The following is a 19118-nucleotide window of genomic DNA, read 5'->3' as shown; positions in this document are numbered from 1 at the left end:
CCCGATCACTCGTCTACCAAGTAGCGAATGAGGCGATACGGGGGGAATATCCCATTGACTAGGGGGAAACGTGTCCGTTGCGCAGCCTGATGTGAGCGTGATCATCGGGGCGTACGAAGCGATGCCATATCTGATCGAGTGCCTCTCGTCCGTCGAGGCACAGACCATCGATCCGGAGCGCATCGAGGTCATCGCGGTGGACGACGGATCGACGGATGGTACGGGGGAGTACCTGGAGGAGTTCGCCGAGCGCGCTCCCATGCACGTCCTGGTGATCCGGCAGGAGAACTCCGGCGGCCCCAGCGGCCCGCGCAACGTCGGTCTGGGCAAGGCGACCGGGCGTTACGTCTTCTTCCTCGACGCAGACGACCGGCTGGGCCCGGAGGCCCTGGAGCGGATGGTCGACATGGCCGACCGGGCCGGGACGGACGTCGTCCTCGGCAAGGTCGAGGGCGTCAACCGCTCGGCGCCGAAGTCCATGTGGGGCAAGACGGTGGAGCGGACGGACGTCTTCTCGTCCAACATCAAGTTCACGCTCAGCGCGCAGAAGCTGTTCCGCCGCGAGCTGCTCGACCGGCACGGCATGCGGTTCGACGAGTCGCTGTTCACCGGCGAGGACGCGCTGTTCACGATGGAGGCGTACCTGCGGGCGGACGGCGTCTCCGTGGTCGCCGACCACACCTGCTACTACCTGGTCGGCCGGGACGACGGCAAGCACGTGACCAAGAGCGGCAGTTACACGCTGCGCTTCGACTCCGCCCGGGCCCTGATGAACCTCATCGCCGAGCTCGTCCCCGCGAGCGGCCGGCGCGACCAGCTGATGGTCCGGCCGTTCCTCGTCACGCTGCTGCCGCAGTTCGGGCCGAAGTACCTGACGGACAGCGAGGAGATACGCCGGCACAAGTTCGAGCTGGCCAAGCCGCTGATGGACGCGTACTGGACGGAGGGCGTCGCCCAGCGCCTCAAGGTCCACGAGCGGCTGCGGCTGCACCTGGTAGCCGAGCAGCGTCCCGAACTGCTGCTGGACGTCGTGAAGTTCGTCAAGGCCAAGAAGCAGGCGGCGGCCCTCCTGGAGAAGAAGGGCCGCCGCGTCTACCTGGCCTATCCGCACTTCCGCGACCGCGCCGCGGGCATCCCCGACTCGGTGTACCTCGCCGAGCCGCGCGAGGCCCGGGCCTTCCCGGGCTACCGCGAGGGCGGCGTCGACACGTTCGTACGCCGAGCGGTACGCAAGGCGCGGCGGGTGCTGACATCGCGCGAGGTGCGGCAGGCAGCGTGAACGCGGGCGCGGGGCCGGTGGGTCGATCGCCCACGGCCCCGCGGTTGGTTCGTCGGTTGTTTCCTCGGTTGGTTCGTCGTCCTGTCCGCTAGCGCGGTGCGGCCGTCGGCAGGCCCGCCCCGTCGCTCGCCGACTCCGTGCGCTGGCCGGGCAGTTCCGCCGTCAGGCGCTCCGCCACCCGTGCCCGGTGGGCCCGGGCCTCGGCGCACAGGGCCCGTACGGCCGCGTTGAAGCGCTCCTGCGACGGCGGATCGGCCGGGCCCAGCAGGCGCAGCTTCAACGCGGCGCGTGCCTTTGCCAACTCGTCCTTCTCCGGGTGCCGGACCGTCTCCAGCAGGCCCGGCACCCCGGCCGCGTCCGGCGTCAGCACGGTCGCCGCCGCCACCGTCGGGAACGCCGCACGGAAGGCCTCCTCGGGCAGCCCGCTGGTGTTCGCCACCGCGTACGGCTTCTCGCTCGCCAGGAAGTCGCTGATCACGCTCGACACGTCACTGATCAGCAGGTCGGCCACGTCGAAGCAGGAGTACAGCGCGGGCCGGGCGTCCGTGATGACCTGGTGCTCGCCCTCCGGCAGCGAGGCCCAGTACGCCTCCTCCCAGGCCGCCGTCGCCCGTGCCACCGCCTCGGCCCGGCCCGGCTCAGGCGCCGACTGCACCCGCATCCGCTCCACCGTGTCGGCCCCGGGCCGGAAGACGGCCGTGGTGAGCCGGTCCAGTTCCTCGGTCAGGCGGGCGAGTTCGGCACCGGTCGTGGGGCGACGCGGCCCCGTCCGCTCCCGGTTGGCCGCCCGGATCAGCTCCCGGATGCGCAGATCGGCCGCGCCCGCGCGCGGGTCCACCGATCCCGTCAGCGGATGCGGCTTGTACAGCAGCCGCACGCCCGGGTCCGCGAGCAGCGCCCGCACCAGGTTCTCGCCTGCCGCGATCAACGACGTGTTGCCGGGGTTGCCGTCCCAGCCCTCCCAGGTCGGCGCGTACAGGACGGTCGTGTACGTCCCCGTCGGCGGGCCCGCGTAGGGCCGTACGGCGTCCAGTTGCGGGCGGCCCGTCTCCACCACGTCCTTGTCCTCGACGCCCACCTCGGCAAGCGCGTACCGCTCGCGCGCGGCGGGCCCGGCCACCCACACCTCGTCGTACGCCTTCGCGTACGGGTTGCAGGAGGACAGCTTGTCGCTCTCGCCGTGGTTGACGAAGGTGTGCCTGATCGTGGGGATGCGCAGCACCTGGGAGGTCTTGCCGGAGTTCGAGGGGTGGATGAGCACCTGGAGCGTGGAGTGCTCAAGACGCATCAGCGTGGACACCTTCGGCAGGCAGACGATCGGGATGTCCGTCGCCGCGATCTTCTGCACCATGAACCGCTCGCGCAGCACGATGACCGGCTTCCCGTCGATCTCGGCGAGCGGCTCCAGCCACATGTTCGCCTGGTAGGCCGAGGAGGCACCGCCGGAGAAGTACAGGCCCACGGTCGGCCGGTACTCGGCCAGCCACGCGTCGAACCAGTCGAGCACCTCCTGCTCGCCTGCCGGGCGGCGTCCCGGCAGCAGCCGGACGAGCAGGGCGCCGAGGCCGGTCAGCGCGAGCCCGAGGGAGAGCGCGATGCCCGCGGCCGCGTACACCGGCTCGTCGCCCGGCGCGGCGGCCAGCAGCCCGGCCGTCGCCGGCAGGCCGAACACCAGCAGCCGGTGGCCGGGGCGGCGCAGCAGCGCGGACGGGGCCTTGGACAGCCGCAGCGCCGAGGCGTCGATGTTCCGGGTCACCACCGGCAGGGTGCGGGTCCGGCGTACCAGCATGGAGATCGCCTGGATCGCGCAGTGCAGCACGTAGAAGGCGAGCAGTCCGGCCACGAGCGGGGCGTACACGGTCTCCCGGTCCTGCTCGCCGAGCCGCAGCAGGCCGACGATCAGCAGCAGGTCCCGCAGGACGTGCCGCACCGTGATGTCCGCGTGCGACTTGGCGAACAGCGACAGCACGCCGCGCTGCCACCGGTACAGGGCACCCTCGGTGGCCAGGGAGACGGCGGTCGCGGCGAGCAGCAGCGGCACGTGGGGCAGTAGCGCCGCGACCGCCTGAGCGGCGAACGCGGCGGCCAGGACGATGGTGACCAGCCCCTTCAGCAGGGCCGGTGGACGGGGGAGAGGTAGGGGCACTGCGGTCACTCCAGGGGCGTCGGGTCGGCGGAGGTCGGCCGCCCGGGTTAACGCGCGGCGACCTCCCGACGACACGCGCGTGTCCGGGGCGGCGTGGGCGGCGTGCCGCGGGGGTGTGGGTGGCGGGTCGGGAGGGGGGTGTGGTGTGGGGCTGTGGGTGGGCCGGGGAGTGGCGTGCGTGGTGCGCCGGGGGCGGCCGAGGGCGAGGTCGCGGTCGGGTGGCGGCCTGCGGGGTGGCGTGGCAGGCGGGTCGGGGGAGTGGGGGGCGTGGCCCGCTGCGGGGCGGGTCGGGGTCGTGTGTCCGGTGGCGGCCCTGTGGAGTGGGGGGTGGGCCGTGTGCCCAGCGGCGCATGCAGGGCGTGGCAGGCCGGTCGGGGACGTTCCGTGCGCGGTGCGTCGCGGGTGGGCCGGGGCCGCGTGGCCGGTGGCGGTCTGCGCGGTGCGGCGCGGGTGGGCCGGGGCCGCGTGGCCGGTGGCGGTCTGCGCGGTGCGGCGCGGGTGGGCCGGGGCCGCGTGGCCGGTGGCGAACCTGTGTGGGGGCGTCGGGGCGTGGGCCGGTGGTGAACCGCCTGGGGCCGTCGAGGGCGGGGCCGGTGGCTGCCTGCGTGGTGGAGTGGCAGGCGGGTCGGGGGAGCGGGGGCCGTGGCCCGCTGCGGGCTGGGCGAGGGCCGGGTCGCGTGCCTGGTGGCGGCCCGCGGGGTGGGTCGGAGTCGTTGCCCGGTGGCGCCTGCGGGCGTGGCAGGCGGGTCGGGCAAGCGTCGTACGTAGCCGGTTGCGGGCGGGCCACGGGCTGTATGAGGTGGCGGTTTGCGGGATGGGGCCGGGGCCGCGTGCCCGGTGGCGGCCTGCGGGGTGGCCGGGGCCGCGTGCCCGGTGTGAACCTGCCTGGGGGCGTCGCGGGCACGCCCAGGGGCACACCGTGCCCGGGAGAGCCCGCACGGTCGGCCTCGCACGCGCCTCTCCGCGGAGCGGGAGGGCGGCCACCGTGCCGTGACGCGAGTCGTACCGTCCGTAGCGTGGACCGGCGCCGCGTCCCGTCCGCCCGTCCCGTAGATTTCCAGGTGAGCGACCGAATCGACGCGAGGGGACGGACGGCGACGTGGCAGGGGCAAGGCAGGCCGTGGGCGAGGCCCGCAGGATCGTCGTCAAGGTCGGGTCCTCCTCGCTGACGACCGCGTCGGGCGGCCTGGACGCCGACCGCGTGGACGCGCTGGTCGACGTGCTCGCCAAGGTCCGCAGCGGCGGTGAGCGCGAGATCGTCCTGGTCTCCTCCGGAGCCATCGCCGCCGGTCTCGCCCCGCTGGGCCTGCGCCGCCGCCCCAAGGACCTCGCCCGGCAGCAGGCCGCCGCCAGCGTCGGCCAGGGCCTGCTGGTCGCCCGCTACACCGCCTCCTTCGCCCGCTACGGCGTCCGCGTCGGCCAGGTCCTGCTGACCTCCGACGACATGAGCCGCCGCGCCCACCACCGCAACGCCTCCCGCACCCTCGACAAGCTGCTCGCGATGGGCGCCTTCCCGATCGTCAACGAGAACGACACCGTCGCCACGGACGAGATCCGCTTCGGCGACAACGACCGTCTCGCCGCCCTCGTCGCCCACCTCGCCCGCGCCGACCTGCTGGTGCTGCTGTCCGACGTGGACGGCGTCTACGACGGCGACCCCGGCAAGCCCGGCACCTCCCGCATCGCCGAGGTGCGCGACCCGTCCGACCTCGCGGGCGTCCAGATCGGCAGCGCGGGCAAGGCCGGCGTCGGCACCGGCGGCATGGTCACCAAGGTCGAGGCCGCCCGGATCGCGGCCGCCGCCGGCGTGCCCGTCGTGCTCACCAGCGCCGTCCACGCGGCCGACGCCCTGTCCGGCCAGGACACCGGCACCTACTTCCACCCCACCGGCAAGCGCTCCGCCGACCGGCTGCTGTGGCTCCAGCACGCCTCCACCCCGCAGGGCGCCCTCACCCTGGACGACGGTGCCGTGCAGGCCGTCGTGGAGCGCCGCAAGTCGCTGCTGCCGGCCGGGATCGCCGCCGTCGAGGGCGAATTCAGCGCCGGCGACCCGGTCGAGCTGCGGGACGCCACGGGTCGGGCCGTGGCCCGCGGGCTCGTCAGCTTCGACGCCAAGGAGATCCCCCGGCTGATCGGCCGCTCCACCCGCGAACTGGCTCGGGAACTCGGACCCGCGTACGAACGCGAGGTCGTACACAGGGACGACCTGGTGCTCCTGCACCCGTAATGTGTCGAAACGTCCGCCCCCGGTGGTGGACGTTCCGCAAAACCGCCACGCGATCTCCTGCGGCCTGCTCAACTTTGTCTCGGGGACATATTCCGCAGCAGCGCCACTGTGCAAAGGAGGCCGTCGTGAGACGAGTGCGCTCTGGGGCCACGACGTCCCGTGGCGGTGCCGGCTCCCGCGCGGCCGGTGAGGAGCGGGCCCTGACGAGCGTGGCGGCCGGCGACCGGTACGAGGGCGAGGAACCCGCGGACACCCCGCGCCTGTGGCACGTCACCCTCAGCGTCTCCGGCAAGGAGGCCCCGCTGCCCGAGGTGCGGCGCGCCCTGGAGCAGCTCGCCCACGACCACCCCTTCCTCCTGACCAGCCGGTACGCGGTCGACCACGCGGAGATCCGCTACTGGGAGGAGGCGCGCGACCTGCACGACGCGGCCGCCGTCGCCCTGCGCCTGTGGGGCGAGCACCGGCAGACCGCCGGGCTGCCGCCCTGGGAGATCGTCGGCCTGGAGGTCATCGACCGCGCGACCTACCACCAGCGCATCGCCGAGGGCTACGGGCCGCCGCCGGCGTCACCGGTCGGAGTCCATCCGTTTTGACCCGGTCCGGCAGCTGTCTCGGGAAGTGTCTCGGCAAGCGTCTCGGGGTGTGGAACGAGCGGTGAACGGTCCGGCCCGGCACACTACGCTTCCCTCATGACCACGCTTTCGCCGTACGACTCCATGTCCCCGGTCACCGAGGCCGCCTACCGCGCCAAGGCCGCCGCCGCGAGCCTCGCGCCGCTGCCGCGGGCCGACAAGGACGACGCGCTGCTCGCCATCGCGGACGCGCTGGAGGTCCGCACGAGCGAGATCGTCGAGGCCAACGCCAAGGACGTCGCCAAGGCCCGCGAGGCCGGCATCAGCGAGGGCATGATCGACCGGCTCACGCTCACCCCCGAGCGGGTCCGCGCCATCGCCTCCGACGTGCGCGACGTCGCCGCGCTGCCCGACCCGGTCGGCGAGGTCGTGCGCGGCTCCACGCTGCCCAACGGCATCGACCTGCGCCAGGTCCGCGTGCCGCTCGGCGTCGTCGGGATCATCTACGAGGGCCGGCCGAACGTCACGGTCGACGCCGCCGCCCTCTGCCTGAAGTCCGGCAACGCGGTCCTGCTGCGCGGCTCCTCCTCGGCGTACCAGTCGAACACCGCCCTCGTGCGCGTCCTGCGCGACGCCGTGGGCGGGGCCGGGCTGCCCGCCGACGCCGTCCAGCTCGTGCCCGGCGAGAGCCGCGACAGCGTGCGCGAGCTGATGCGCGCCCGCGGCCTGGTCGACGTGCTCATCCCGCGCGGCGGCGCCTCCCTGATCAACACGGTCGTCCAGGAGTCGGTCGTCCCGGTCATCGAGACCGGCACCGGCAACTGCCACGTCTACGTCGACGCCCAGGCCGACCTCGACATGGCCGTCGAGATCCTGATCAACTCCAAGGCCCAGCGAGTCGGCGTCTGCAACGCCGCCGAGACCCTCCTGGTCCACCAGGACATCGCCGCCGAGTTCCTGCCGCGGGCCCTGGACGCCCTGGCCGACGCCGGGGTCACCGTGCACGCCGACGAGCGCGTCCTGGCCTACGCCAAGGACTCCAAGGCCACGGTCGTCGAGGCGACGGCCGAGGACTGGGAGACGGAGTACCTGTCGTACGACATCGCCGCGGCCGTGGTGGACTCGCTGGACAAGGCCGTCGAGCACATCCGGCTGTGGACCTCCGGCCACACCGAGGCCATCGTCACGACCTCCCAGCAGGCCGCCCGCCGCTTCACCCAGCTGGTCGACTCGACCACGGTCGCCGTCAACGCCTCCACCCGCTTCACCGACGGCGGCCAGTTCGGCTTCGGCGCGGAGATCGGCATCTCCACCCAGAAGCTGCACTCCCGCGGCCCGATGGGTCTGCCGGAGCTGACCAGCACCAAGTACATCGTCACCGGGGACGGGCACGTGCGGCGCTGAGCCGCCTGCCACGTGGGTATGTAAAGCGGCGCATGTGTGTGCGGCAGGGGCGGACCGGCCGGGCGTGCGCCGTTCGGCACCCTGTGAACGCCGTCTCAACCGGCGGATGAATTTCCATACCGTCTGCCCAAAATGACCCCCCAGGTCTACTCTGGAACAGTGCCGGAGGACGTGGGGGGCACGCCGTTTCCTGACGGCCGGGAGCCCGACGACGACCACGACCACGGGGTGTCGGACGAAGAGTTCGCCTCCGTGGTCTTCGACGAGGCCTTCGTACGCGCGGCCGTGGTGCACGAGCCGACCGCCGTGGAGCGCCTCCTGGCCGCCGCCAAGGCGAGAGCCGAGGCGGAGGCGCGCCGCGCGCACTCCAGAGGCGAGCGGTACGACGACGGGTACGGCCCGGACGGCCACGGCGATTTCGGCCATGATCCCGAGCTGGACGAGCTGGACGACTCCGACCTCCTCGAGGACCGCTACGGCGGCACGGGGCCGTACTCCAAACAGGTCCGCTGGCACCGCCCCGTCGCCTGGCTGCTCGCCCTCGTGATGGGCATCGGCATGGTCGCGCTGGCCTTCACGGCGGTCTACCGGGGCGCGTCCTCCAACCGCCAGGACACCGTGCCGGCGCCCACCTCGACCGGGCTGGAACAGAGCAGCGGGGCGACTCCCTCCGCTTCCGCGGACTACTCCCGGCCGGCCGTCTCGGTGATCCCGCCCTCCCCCTGACCGGAACCCGCCCGTCCTGGTGAGGACCTGTCAGAACTTGTGGTGCAGCAGGGCGTTTACCCGAGCTTCCGGCGACCTACCCTGAAGATATGGGCGGGCCTGGAGACCCACCTGAGGGGACACCCGAGGGCGGTCCCGGAGGTGGAGAGGACGAGTACCGATCCGTCGTCTTCGACGAGTCGTTCGTCCGGGCTGCCCGCCTCCAGGAGTACTCCGCCCAGGAGCGCATCAGCGACCACGCGCCCGCCGTGCGCCGCGCCCCGCCCCTGCGCCGGGGAATGTCCCGGCAGGCGCTGGTCCTGGTCCTGCTGATCGCCATCGCCTTCGGCACCGCGATCTACATGGGTGTACGGCACCCCTACCAGACCCCCGCCGCCCAGGAGTCCGCCGAACCGCTGCGGATGACCGTCATCCCGCTGGCCCCCGAGGGCAAGGTGCCCGGCACGGCCGACACGGCGTACCTGTACGAGCGCAGCCCCGCCGCACAGTTCAAGACCGGCGCGGAGGGCGTGCCGCTGCCCGCCTCGCGGCGCACTGCGCACTTCTCGGACAGCCAGGTCGTCAGCGCCCTGACCACGGCCAAGGACTACATCGTCCGCTCCGCCCTCGACCCGGACGTGCTCACGGGCCGTGAGGTCCGGGCCGTCCGCGTCCTGCTGGCCCCCGACCAGCTGGACCAGTTCGATCAGAGCTTCGCCCGCCCCACCGCGGACGGGCGCCACGCGCCCACCGGGTGGCTCGTCCGCTTCGACCCCTCCCGCGCCGAGCTGGCCGACCGCAAGGTGCGGGTCCAGGGCACGCTCCAGGCGTCCGAGGCCGACTCGTCGACGCTCGAGGTCACCGCCGACCACACGTTCGTGTACGCACTGCGGCCGGCCGGGGCCGGTGACAAGGCCGAGGCGTCCCTGTTCACCGTCCGCCGCGAGCTGCACTTCCGCTTCGACCGCGACGACCTGCGCCTGCACCAGGCCCAGCTCGTCGTCTCCTACGTCCAGGCCGGCCCGCTCTCCTGCGCCGAGGACTCCACGAACCACCTGCGCCCCCTGCTGGCCGGCCAGACGGCCAAGGAAGGCGGCCCCGCCGGCACGGACCCCTACGCCACGGGCAGCGCCACGGCCCTGTGCGGCTCCCTGGCGAAGAGCGCACAGCCGAAGGTGTGAGCCGGGCTGTCCGCCGGTCGGCCTCTCCGGGGCGCTGTGGCCCTCCCGACGCTCCTACGGGTGCCTCAGCCGTCGTCAGCCGTCGTCAGCCGTCGTCGCGCGGCGGCCGGTCGTCTCCCGGGGAGTCCGACGGGCCCGGCGTCTCAGGCCCGCGGGGCGGCTTCTGAGCCGAGTTCGTGAAGCCGCCGAAGCCCCGGCGGACGCGGTCGCCCAGGTCGCCGGCGCCACCGGCGAGGTCGGTGACCAGTTTCATCAGCGGGTCCTTGGAGCTCTTCACATGGGTCGTGTAGTGGTCCGCCGACTCCCGCCAGGAGTCCCGGACCGAGGTGTCCTTGTCCTCGTCGCGCCGCGGGTAGTGCCCGTCCATGATCCGCTGGTAGTCCCGCGACTCGGCCCACTTCTTCAGCTCGGCCGCCCGCACCGTGGTGAAGGGGTGGGAGCGGGGCAGCACGTTCAGGATCTTCAGCACCGAGTCGCGCAGGTCGCCCCCGGCCTCGTACTCATCGGCCTGGGCGAGGAACGCGTCCACGTTCATCTCGTGCAGGTGGTTGCCGCCCGCGATCTTCATCAGGCCCCGCATGGACGCCTGGGGATCCTGCCCGACCAGCAGCCCCGCCCGGTCCGCCGACAGCTCCGACTTGCGGAACCACTCCCGCAGCCCGGTCACGATCGCCATGATCGCGAGGTTGCCCAGCGGGATCCAGGCGACCCGGACGGCGAGGCTGGTCAGGAACAGCAGGATCGTCCGGTAGACCGAGTGCCCGGACAGCGCGTGCCCCACCTCGTGGCCGACGACCGCCCGCATCTCCTCCTCGTCGAGCAGCTCGACGAGCCCCGTCGTGACCACGATGATCGGCTCGTCCAGGCCGATGCACATCGCGTTCGGCTGCGGGTCCTGGTTCACGTACATCGGCGGGACCTTCTCCAGGTCCAGGATGTAGCAGGCGTCCCGCAGCATCACGTTCAGATGCGCGAACTGCTGGTCCGACACCCGCACCGAGTCGGACAGGAACAGCAGCCTCAGACTGCGCTCGGGCAGCAGGCCGCTGAGCGCCTTGAACACCGTATCGAAACCGCTCAGCTTGCGCAGCGCCACCAGGGCGGAGCGGTCGGCCGGATGCTCGTACGTACGCGAGGAGATTCCGGGGAAGCGCCTGCGCTGCCTGCTCGGCACGTTCTCGTGCCCGTTGTGCTCGTGGCCGTCGGACATGTCTTCCCCCATGTGCGTCGTGTGACCTTTACGGCCCCTTGTGCGGCCTTTTGCTTCCCCGAGGCAGAGCCCAGCCTAGGCGGAGTTACGGTGGTCGGGCAGTACAGCGAAGGAGACCACCGCCATGGAGCACCACCCCGCAGCCGCCTGGCTCGCCGAGGCCGCGACCGCCGCCGACCGGCAAGGGGGGCCGGGGATGCTGCGGTACGTACTGCTCGTGATGATCCTGGGCTGTGTGCTGACCGCGTGGTTCCTGCTGCGTGGCTACAGACGGAAGGACGACTGAGGCACCGGGAAGGTTCCCCGCCGGGCCCCGGGACCGGGCCGGGCGGGAGCAGGCACCGCCTCCGTGTCACGAACAGGCGGAGTCGGGGTGATCGCGGTCGGGGCGCCCGCTTACGATGAGCCGACGTCTTTAACCCGCCCACACCGATAGGTCCTGCCGAAGATGAGCTTCCACAGCACCGCTGCCCAGTTGGTCACCCTCGCCGCCGAGGGCGAGGAGCACGGCGGAAACCACGAGAGCCTCAGCCCCTTCCTCACCGGTGGCGCCGCCCTTTTCATCCTGCTGCTCATGCTGTGGATCACCACCCGCTTCAACCGCGACCGCTGAGCCCGGCAGGGCGCCCCGCGCGGGGAGCCCCCGGGACCCCTCAGGCAGGGCCGGTAGGGTCTGCACGCATGGGAGAGCAGGACATGCCTACCGGTCCGGCGAACGAGACGCCGCACGACCCGGCACAGGACACGGCGAGCGGCACCGAGCGACACTCGGAGCCCCGCCGTGCCGCCACGGCGCACCGCCAGATCGACGGCCCCGGAACCGGCCGGCCCCAACCGGGCAAGCGCCGCCTCGGCGTCATGGGCGGCACCTTCGACCCGATCCACCACGGGCACCTGGTGGCGGCCAGCGAGGTCGCCGCGGCGTTCCACCTCGACGAGGTGGTCTTCGTCCCCACCGGCCAGCCCTGGCAGAAGAGCCACCGCAGCGTCTCCCCGGCCGAGGACCGCTACCTGATGACGGTCATCGCGACCGCGGAGAACCCGCAGTTCTCCGTGAGCCGCATCGACATCGACCGCGGCGGCCCCACCTATACCGTGGACACCCTGCGCGACCTGCGCGCGCTCAACCCCGACACGGACCTGTTCTTCATCACCGGCGCCGACGCGCTCTCCCAGATCCTCACCTGGCGGGACAGCGAGGAACTGATCTCCCTCGCGCACTTCATCGGGGTCACCCGGCCGGGCCACCACCTGAACGACCCAGGACTCCCGGAGGGCGGCGTCTCCCTCGTCGAGGTGCCCGCCCTCGCCATCTCCTCCACGGACTGCCGTGCGAGAGTCGCCAAGGGCGACCCCATCTGGTATCTGGTGCCGGACGGAGTCGTGCGCTACATCGACAAGCGCGAGCTGTACCGCGGCGAGTGAGCCGAGAGGGGCACCGGTGAACGACCGATACGACCCGGGGTACGGGGGCGACCAGTACGAGCTCGTCGGCTACGACGAGTACGGCCGGCCTGTCTACCGCCAGGTCCCGGCACAGCAGACCCAGCAGCAGACGTACGACCCGTACGCCCAGCAGCAACAGCAGGGCTACGGCTACGACCCGTACGCCTCGGCCGGGCAGCAGCCCCCGCCGGCGTACGACTACGGCGGCGGTCAACAACAGCCCGTCCACGGCTCCTACGACCCCTACGCTGCCGGGCAGCACCAGGGCGGCACCGCGTCCCACGACCCCTATGGCCAGGCCGCGGCCGGTGCCGGCACGGCCCAGCAGCCCCGCGTCGCCGAACAGACCGCCCACATCCCGCAGCAGGCGGGCCCGGCCGACGACGAGGAGGCCCGCGACCGGTCCCGACCGGAGTACCACACCGAACAGTTCGCGTTCGTCGAGGAGCCCGACGACAACTCCGAAGACGTCATCGACTGGCTGAAGTTCACCGAGAACCGCACCGAGCGCCGCGAGGAGGCCCGGCGCCGCGCCCGCAGCCGGATCGTCGCCCTGGTTGTCGTCCTCGCGCTCGCCGCGGTCGGCGGCGTCGGTTACCTCTGGTACGCGGGGAAGCTGCCCGGCCTGTCCTCCGACGACTCCGCGACGGGCACCGCGACGGCCGCGGGCGCGCAGAAGCGCGACGTGATCGTCGTCCACCTGCACGACACCAAGGGCGGCGGCACCGCCACGGCCCTCCTCGTCGACAACACCACCACCAAGCGGGGCACCACCGTCCTGCTGCCCAACTCCCTCGCCCTGACCAGCGACGACGGCACCACGACGACGCTGGCCAAGTCGGTCGAGGACGACGGCTCCGACGGCACCCGCGACGCGCTCGACACGGTCCTCGGCACCGACATCGAGGGCACCTGGCGCCTGGACACCCCCTACCTCCAAAACCTCGTCGACCTCATCGGCAACATCGACGTCGACACCAACACGGACGTCCCCGACCCCGACGCCAAGAAGAAGGGCGCGGCCCCCCTGGTCAACCAGGGCAAGGACCAGACCCTCAGCGGCAAGATGGCCGTCGCCTACGCCACCTACCGCGCCCCCGGCGAGGCCCAGAACGCCCAGCTGGAGCGCTTCGGCCAGGTCCTGCAGGGCGTGCTGCGCAAGATGTCCTCCGACCCGCAGGCGGCGACGACCACGATCCAGACGCTGGCGCAGATCCTGGACCCGTCCCTGACCGACAAGGACCTCGGCTCCTTCCTCGCCGGCCTCTCCGACCTCGCCAAGGGCGGCGACTACAAAACGGACCTGCTGCCGGTCCGGACAGACGGCACGCTCAGTGCCCAGGCGAGCGCGGGCGTGGTCAGGAACGTCCTCGGCGGCACCGCCAAGAGCCCCGACAAGGACGCCGCCGTCAGCGTCTCCGTCCAGAACGCCAGCGGCGTGAAGGACAACACGGAAAAGGCCCGCGTCGTACTCCTCAACGGCGGCTTCACCTTCCTGGAGGGCGGCACGCCCGGCACCGCCCAGGCCACGTCCAAGGTCACCTACGCCGACGCCGCCGACAAGGCCGACGCGGCCGAGGTCGCCAAGACCCTGGGCCTGCCCGCGGGCTCCGTCACCAAGGGCAGGATCTCCACGAGCGCCGACGTCGCCGTGGTTCTCGGCCAGGACTACAAGCCGTCGTCCGACTAGGCGCAAGCGGCGCGCCCCCACGTGATTGCCGTAATCGCGTGGGGGGCTGTCGGCGGTCCGTGAGACCCTTGGGGGCAAGTGACCGCCGACGGAAAGCCTTGTAGTGACCGTGACCGACCGCTCTCACGAGCTGATCAACACCGCCGCCCAGGCGGCCGCCGACAAGCTGGCACACGACATCGTCGCCTACGACGTCAGTGACGTGCTGTCCATCACGGACGCCTTCCTGCTGGCCTCCGCGCCCAACGACCGCCAGGTCAAGTCGATCGTCGACGAGATCGAGGAGCGCCTCAGCAAGGAGCTCGGTGCCAAGCCGGTGCGCCGCGAGGGCGACCGTGAGGCCCGCTGGGTGCTGCTCGACTACGTCGACATCGTCGTCCACGTCCAGCACAGCGAGGAGCGCGTCTTCTACGCCCTGGAGCGGCTGTGGAAGGACTGCCCCGAGCTGGAGCTGCCCGAGGACGCCAAGGCCACCCGCGGCAAGGCCGAGGAGCACGCCAAGCTGCAGGCGGCCGAGGAGGCGGCGGAGCTGGACGGTGACTGGCGGTGACCTCCTTCAGTGAGGCGTCCGCCGGCAAGGGCCGGGGCCGCCGCGTCATCCTCTGGCGGCACGGCCAGACCGCGTGGAACGTGGAGCGCCGCTTCCAGGGCACCACGGACGTCGAGCTCACCGAGACCGGCGTCGGCCAGGCCCGCCGCGCCGCCCGGCTGCTCGTCTCCCTGAAGCCGGACGCGATCATCGCCTCCGACCTGAAGCGGGCCGCGAACACGGCCGCCGAGCTCGCCGCGCTCACCGGCCTCGACGTGACCCACGACGAGGCGCTGCGCGAGACCTACGCGGGTGTCTGGCAGGGCCTGACGCACGAGGAGATCATCGCCCGGCACGGCGACGAGTACGCCGCGTGGAAGCGCGGCGAGCCGGTGCGCCGCGGTGGTGGCGAACTGGAGACCGAGGTCGCCGACCGCGCCGCCCCCGTGGTGCTGCGGCACGCCGAGAAGCTCCCCGAGGACGGCACGCTCGTCGTGGTCAGCCACGGCGGCACCATCCGCACCACCATCGGCCGCCTCCTCGCCCTGGATCCCCACCACTGGGAGAGCCTTGGCGGACTCTCCAACTGCTGCTGGTCCGTCCTCGGTCAAGGCGCCCGCGGCTGGCGCCTGCTGGAGCACAACGCCGGCACCCTGCCGGAACCGGTGCTCGGCGACGACGACTGACCCCCGGATTTCACTTTCCGGCAGGTCGCAGGCTAAAGTTCTTCTTGTTCGCCCCGCCAGGCGGGGAGACAGAATCATCATGCGGCTCCGCCGCATGGCGAGGGGCTATAGCTCAGTTGGTAGAGCGCCTGCATGGCATGCAGGAGGTCAGGAGTTCAATTCTCCTTAGCTCCACGTCAAGATCCCGTTCCCGTCCAGGGGGCGGGATTTTTCGTGCCCGGCGTTGAGTCACTCGGGCCCGCTCAGGCGTATACCTCTACGGTCACGACGCCCGCTGTGTCCGGACTGGTACTGAGGCGTCGCTGACCGTATTGCTCCGGCCGTGGCAGAATCAAACGGCCGGAAGGGGGCGCGGCCCGACGGGAGGGAGTAGCGATGCCTGCGAGCATCCAGGAGGTCGACCACCTCCTCGGAGCAGCATTGACAAGGGATATGTCCACCCGCCTCAGCTGCCCTTCCTGCGGATCCGCGCACGTGGCCCAGATGCTCGGCGACAACGGCGGGGTCTCCTACGTGTGCACGGCCTGCGGCCACAGCTGGAGCTGATCGATGGGTGCACACAGGCGGAAATGCGACTGGTGTGGCAGCGGGACTCCGATCGTCCGCGACATGGAGCCGATCAATCCCGACTACCAGTACTGGTGCGAGGAGTGCGCGCGGGCGCTGATCATAAAGGGCGACCCGATCGAGACGTACCGCGAGCTGGAGGGTGAGCCGATCTACGGCCGGCTTCTGGAGGAGCACTGCACGCTCAAGCGGTTCTATTCGTTCGTCACGGCGTAGAGCCCGCAGGGCTGGTGCAAATCCGGCATAGCGGGCATCCCCGTACGAGGTGAAATCGATTTGGTGTTGGGCCCGGTGGACCAGTAAAGTTGGCGTCGCCGCCGGGGAAACCCGGAGGGACACAGCAAGGGGCTATAGCTCAGTTGGTAGAGCGCCTGCATGGCATGCAGGAGGTCAGGAGTTCAATTCTCCTTAGCTCCACAGAAGATGAAGAAGGCGGGCCATCCGATCGGATGGCCCGCCTTCTTCATGTGCGGTGTGTGCGGTGTCCGTGCGCCTACGGCGGGCTTCCCTGAGGGAAGCCCGCCGTAGGCGTGCTCAGCGGCCGAGAGCGCGGCGGCCGCGGCCCTGGGACAGGACCGGGAGGTTGCGGGACGGCGCGCCGCCCTGAGCGCGCGTGTCCTCCTCGATGCGCAGGGCCAGCGCCGGACAGCGGCGCACCGCGCGTAGAGCCTTGGCCTCGGCGTACCGCGGCACCTGCGCCTGCGCCACGGTCGGGAAGCCGTCGGCGCCGAGCTGGAACACCTCGGGGAGGATGTCCGCGCACAGGCCGTGGCCCCGGCACAGTGTCCAGTCGACGTAGATCTTCTGGCGGCTGGGGCCGTTCTCCTCGGACTCACCGCCGCCCGGGAGGCCCGTAGGGGCCCTGCCGCCCTCGAAGAGCGGCAGAACGCCCTCCACGGGCCGTCCGCAGCCGTTTCCGAGGACATGGGCGGCCAAGTCGTCCGTGAACGCCTTGATGGTCGACTCGATGAACATCGCGGAGCCGTCGGGGTGCGAGCACGCGCCGCGCCGCTTCACGTTCTTGGCGACCTGCTTGAGGGCTTCCAGGGCGGCCGGTCCGCCGCCGTTGAGGATGTCCTCCAGACCGCGCGCGGCGGCCGGCAGGCCGAGGTAGCAGGGGCCGCACTGGCCCGCGCTCTCCTCCGCCAGCCATTGGGTGACACGCAGTGACTCGCCCAGGGGGCAGGTCTCCTGAGTGATCGGCAGGATCGCGCCGGCGCCGAGCGAACCGCCCACCGCGTCCAGGGAGTTGCGGGAGACGATCGCCTCGTTGACCGTCGCCGCGTCGATCCACTTGCCGTGGTAGCCGCCGGTGAGCACGCCCTGCGGCACCGGCGGGGCGCCGGCGAGCTGGAGGACGTACCGCAGCGGCACGCCCGTCGGGACCTCGATCACCATGGGGCGGGCTACCGCCCCGGAGACCGTGAGCATGACGGTGCCCGGCTCGTCGTACAGGCCGGTGTTGCCGTAGCGCTCCGGGCCGATGCGGGCGGCGATGGCCAGTTGGGCGAAGGTCTCGGCGTTGGACAGCAGCGTGGGCGCGCCGCCGACGCCGTTCTGCGAGGCGCTGACCTTGCGGCCCGGCGGGATGGCCGGGCCGCCGTCGATGGAGCGGATCAGCGACGCGGCGGCGCCGGTGACCATGCGGACCGGGTTGCGCTGCACACGCGCGCGCAGTGCCGATCTGCGGCCGTTGCTGAGGCCGCGTTCGGCCAGCGCGGCCTCCATGGAGCGCTGTGTGGACTCACGGGTGACCCCCACCACGAGCGTGCGGGCACCCAGCGCCTCGGCGCACAGCAGTGCGCCGTCCAGGATCAGATGGGGAGCACGGTTGATCAGCACCGTGTCCTTGCGGCAGGCCGGCTCGTCCTCGCTTCCGTTCACGACGACGACCGGCCGGACGCCGCGTTTGATCGCGGCCTCGGCGACCGAGCGCAGCTTCTTGTGGAAGGGGAAGCCCGCGCCGCCGCGGCCCTTCAGGTTGATGCGTTCGGCGAGTTGCGCGAGCTGCTCGCCGCCCATCGGCTCGAGCGGCCCGTGCACCTTCAGGTGCATGGGCAGATCGAGCCGATCGACAAGGTCGAAGCCGGACGTGAGCTGGGGAAGACCGACCACGCGGACTTCGGGTACGTCAGGCAAAGCCTCGTTCACTTAAAGCCTCCGGAAGGCGTGTTCCAAGGTTCGCCCGATCCCGGTGCGTCGAAGTCGTAGGACGCACCGGGCAGTGTTTCAGTGGCGGGACCGCTGTTGTACGTGTCGTTCGGGTAGTACGTGTCGTAGACGGCGTTCGTCTCACCCGTGTCGTACACGTCACTCGATCCATAGCCGGCGGCGCCTGGATTGCCATAGGCCGGGATGCTTTGTCCGGTGTCCTGCAGGGGGTCGTAGGGCGGGATGTTGAAGCCCGTGTCCTGGAGCGGGTCGTAGGCCGACGGTGGGGCCTCGCCGACCGGTGGCGGGGACGGGATCGGCCAGTTGCCCGAGGTGCTGGAGGGGCCGTCCACGGTCGGGATGGCCTCGGTGGGCTGCATGTCCAGCGGCAGCTCCATGCGGTCGGTCGGCCCCGGTGCGAACGCCTGCCGGCCCACGGGCGGGCTCGAGACGGCCCGGTAGGCCGCGGCGAAGCCGTTCGCGGGCTCCTTGGCCGAGGGGCGTTCCGCCTTCTCGTACAGCGGCCCCGACGGGGAGGCCGTGGCCCCCACGGGCGTGCCCCGGCCCTCGTAGCCGGGCAGCGCGGAGCCGGTGCCCGCCCGGGCCCGGCTCTCCTCCAGGTCCCGGCGGCCCAGACCGTCCCCGGGCCCGATGAGCTCGGCGAACTTGTCGGCGACCTTGCGCTTGACCGGGCGCGGAGCGGCGCGCAGGGCGAGGGCTCCGGCCACGCCGGCCAGGGACAGGCAGTACAGGATGACGAAGATCGGCTTGGCCGGGCGGCCCGCGTAGAGGCCGTGGACCAGGGCGGCGCACCAGGCCGGGTAGGCCAGCATGTGCATGGCCCGCCAGCGGGCCGCGACGGGCGCCGGGGACGCGAAGCGGTTGCGCAGCACGCCCGTGACGCCCACGAAGATCATGAGCATGCTGGCCAGGGTGCCGAGGCCGACGAGGAACGACCGGCCCATGAGCTCGTCGTTGTCGCTGGCGATGAGACCGAAGGGGATGAACACCGCGACCCACGTGGTGTGCGCGAGCGCCAGCTTGACTCCGATGTGCATCAGGAGGAAGACGATCGAGGCGACCGCCGTCGTCCGGTGCACGGCCTGCGCCAGGATGCGCCTGCGCGCGTCGAGGAGGATCCGGTCCTGGGCGACCAGCCCCCAGATCACCGAGCAGGACAGGCACACGAGGGACAGCACACCGACGCCGAAGTTGAGGAAATCGGCGAACGTGTCGTCTGCCGTGGAGTCGTAGTTCGTCACGACCGGCCTCCCCACATCCCGGTGACCGGGTGTAGCGGGCTGTTACTGCGATGAGGGTTCATG

The 19118-nt window shown here is 71.7% G+C and carries 18 protein-coding genes and 2 tRNA genes; 16 read left to right on the top strand and 4 right to left on the bottom strand.

Annotation, left to right across the window (positions count from 1 at the left end; all coding sequences use genetic code 11):
* The first annotated feature begins 70 nt into the window (after positions 1-70).
* The gene (locus tag PV963_RS15230) at positions 71-1279 is read left to right on the top strand and encodes a glycosyltransferase family 2 protein (RefSeq protein ID WP_274816252.1); all 1209 of its coding nucleotides are present in this window, start codon (positions 71-73) and stop codon (positions 1277-1279) included.
* Positions 1280-1367: 88 nt separating this feature from the next.
* Here the strand turns inward: PV963_RS15230 and PV963_RS15225 are convergent, their stop codons facing one another.
* The gene (locus PV963_RS15225) at positions 1368-3425 is read right to left on the bottom strand and encodes a hypothetical protein (protein WP_274816250.1); all 2058 of its coding nucleotides are present in this window, start codon (positions 3423-3425) and stop codon (positions 1368-1370) included.
* A gap of 1099 nt (positions 3426-4524) precedes the next feature.
* Between PV963_RS15225 and proB the strand changes: the two genes are divergently transcribed.
* The 5 genes from proB (at position 4525) to PV963_RS15200 (ending at position 9514) form a co-directional block, all read left to right on the top strand.
* The gene (proB, locus tag PV963_RS15220; RefSeq protein ID WP_274816249.1) at positions 4525-5652 is read left to right on the top strand and encodes a glutamate 5-kinase; all 1128 of its coding nucleotides are present in this window, start codon (positions 4525-4527) and stop codon (positions 5650-5652) included.
* Positions 5653-5786: 134 nt separating this feature from the next.
* Complete coding sequence (locus PV963_RS15215; RefSeq protein WP_274822031.1) at positions 5787-6245, top strand: hypothetical protein; 459 nt, start codon at positions 5787-5789, stop codon at positions 6243-6245.
* Positions 6246-6341: 96 nt separating this feature from the next.
* Positions 6342-7628 carry a glutamate-5-semialdehyde dehydrogenase gene (locus PV963_RS15210; protein WP_274816247.1) on the top strand — a complete coding sequence of 429 codons (1287 nt, stop codon included), beginning with the start codon at positions 6342-6344 and terminating at the stop codon, positions 7626-7628.
* A gap of 132 nt (positions 7629-7760) precedes the next feature.
* The gene (locus tag PV963_RS15205; RefSeq protein WP_274816245.1) at positions 7761-8354 is read left to right on the top strand and encodes a hypothetical protein; all 594 of its coding nucleotides are present in this window, start codon (positions 7761-7763) and stop codon (positions 8352-8354) included.
* An 89-nt stretch (positions 8355-8443) separates the two neighbouring features.
* Positions 8444-9514: a hypothetical protein gene (locus tag PV963_RS15200; RefSeq protein WP_274816244.1), complete on the top strand. Its 1071-nt coding sequence runs from the start codon at positions 8444-8446 to the stop codon at positions 9512-9514.
* An 85-nt stretch (positions 9515-9599) separates the two neighbouring features.
* On the opposite strand, the gene PV963_RS15195 is transcribed toward PV963_RS15200, so the two are convergent.
* On the bottom strand, positions 9600-10724 hold the full coding sequence (locus tag PV963_RS15195; RefSeq protein ID WP_274822030.1) for a M48 family metallopeptidase: 1125 nt from the start codon (positions 10722-10724) through the stop codon (positions 9600-9602).
* Positions 10725-10848: 124 nt separating this feature from the next.
* On the opposite strand from PV963_RS15195, the gene PV963_RS15190 reads away from it, so the two are divergent.
* The 10 genes from PV963_RS15190 (at position 10849) to PV963_RS15145 (ending at position 16059) form a co-directional block, all read left to right on the top strand.
* On the top strand, positions 10849-11010 hold the full coding sequence (locus PV963_RS15190) for a hypothetical protein (RefSeq protein ID WP_184983673.1): 162 nt from the start codon (positions 10849-10851) through the stop codon (positions 11008-11010).
* A 162-nt stretch (positions 11011-11172) separates the two neighbouring features.
* Positions 11173-11337, top strand: a complete 165-nt coding sequence (locus tag PV963_RS15185) for a hypothetical protein (RefSeq protein ID WP_184983671.1) — start codon at positions 11173-11175, stop codon at positions 11335-11337.
* A 68-nt stretch (positions 11338-11405) separates the two neighbouring features.
* A complete protein-coding gene (gene nadD, locus PV963_RS15180; RefSeq protein ID WP_274816243.1) occupies positions 11406-12149 on the top strand; it encodes a nicotinate-nucleotide adenylyltransferase in 744 nt (247 codons plus the stop codon).
* 16 nt (positions 12150-12165) lie between these two features.
* Positions 12166-13860: an LCP family protein gene (locus PV963_RS15175; protein ID WP_274816242.1), complete on the top strand. Its 1695-nt coding sequence runs from the start codon at positions 12166-12168 to the stop codon at positions 13858-13860.
* A 103-nt stretch (positions 13861-13963) separates the two neighbouring features.
* Positions 13964-14410: a ribosome silencing factor gene (gene rsfS / locus PV963_RS15170; RefSeq protein WP_274816241.1), complete on the top strand. Its 447-nt coding sequence runs from the start codon at positions 13964-13966 to the stop codon at positions 14408-14410.
* Positions 14401-15075: a histidine phosphatase family protein gene (locus PV963_RS15165; RefSeq protein WP_274822029.1), complete on the top strand. Its 675-nt coding sequence runs from the start codon at positions 14401-14403 to the stop codon at positions 15073-15075. Before rsfS ends, PV963_RS15165 begins: the two co-directional genes overlap by 10 nt.
* Before the next feature lie 101 nt (positions 15076-15176).
* Positions 15177-15249 (top strand) — tRNA-Ala (locus PV963_RS15160).
* A gap of 201 nt (positions 15250-15450) precedes the next feature.
* The gene (locus PV963_RS15155) at positions 15451-15621 is read left to right on the top strand and encodes a hypothetical protein (protein ID WP_274816240.1); all 171 of its coding nucleotides are present in this window, start codon (positions 15451-15453) and stop codon (positions 15619-15621) included.
* 3 nt (positions 15622-15624) lie between these two features.
* Positions 15625-15858: a hypothetical protein gene (locus tag PV963_RS15150; protein WP_006136074.1), complete on the top strand. Its 234-nt coding sequence runs from the start codon at positions 15625-15627 to the stop codon at positions 15856-15858.
* 128 nt (positions 15859-15986) lie between these two features.
* Positions 15987-16059 (top strand) — tRNA-Ala (locus PV963_RS15145).
* A gap of 117 nt (positions 16060-16176) precedes the next feature.
* Here the strand turns inward: PV963_RS15145 and PV963_RS15140 are convergent.
* Together PV963_RS15140 and PV963_RS15135 are read right to left on the bottom strand one after the other, a co-directional pair.
* Positions 16177-17793, bottom strand: coding sequence for an NADH-quinone oxidoreductase subunit NuoF family protein (locus PV963_RS15140; protein WP_274816239.1), 1617 nt, complete (start codon positions 17791-17793; stop codon positions 16177-16179).
* A complete protein-coding gene (locus PV963_RS15135) occupies positions 17790-19055 on the bottom strand; it encodes a ferric reductase-like transmembrane domain-containing protein (RefSeq protein WP_274816238.1) in 1266 nt (421 codons plus the stop codon). Before PV963_RS15135 ends, PV963_RS15140 begins: the two co-directional genes overlap by 4 nt.
* Positions 19056-19118: the final 63 nt, after the last annotated feature.

The sequence above is a fragment of the Streptomyces coeruleorubidus genome, assembly GCF_028885415.1.
Classification (GTDB): Bacteria; Actinomycetota; Actinomycetes; order Streptomycetales; family Streptomycetaceae; genus Streptomyces; species Streptomyces coeruleorubidus_A.
This window is presented reverse-complemented; position numbering and strand designations above follow the sequence as displayed.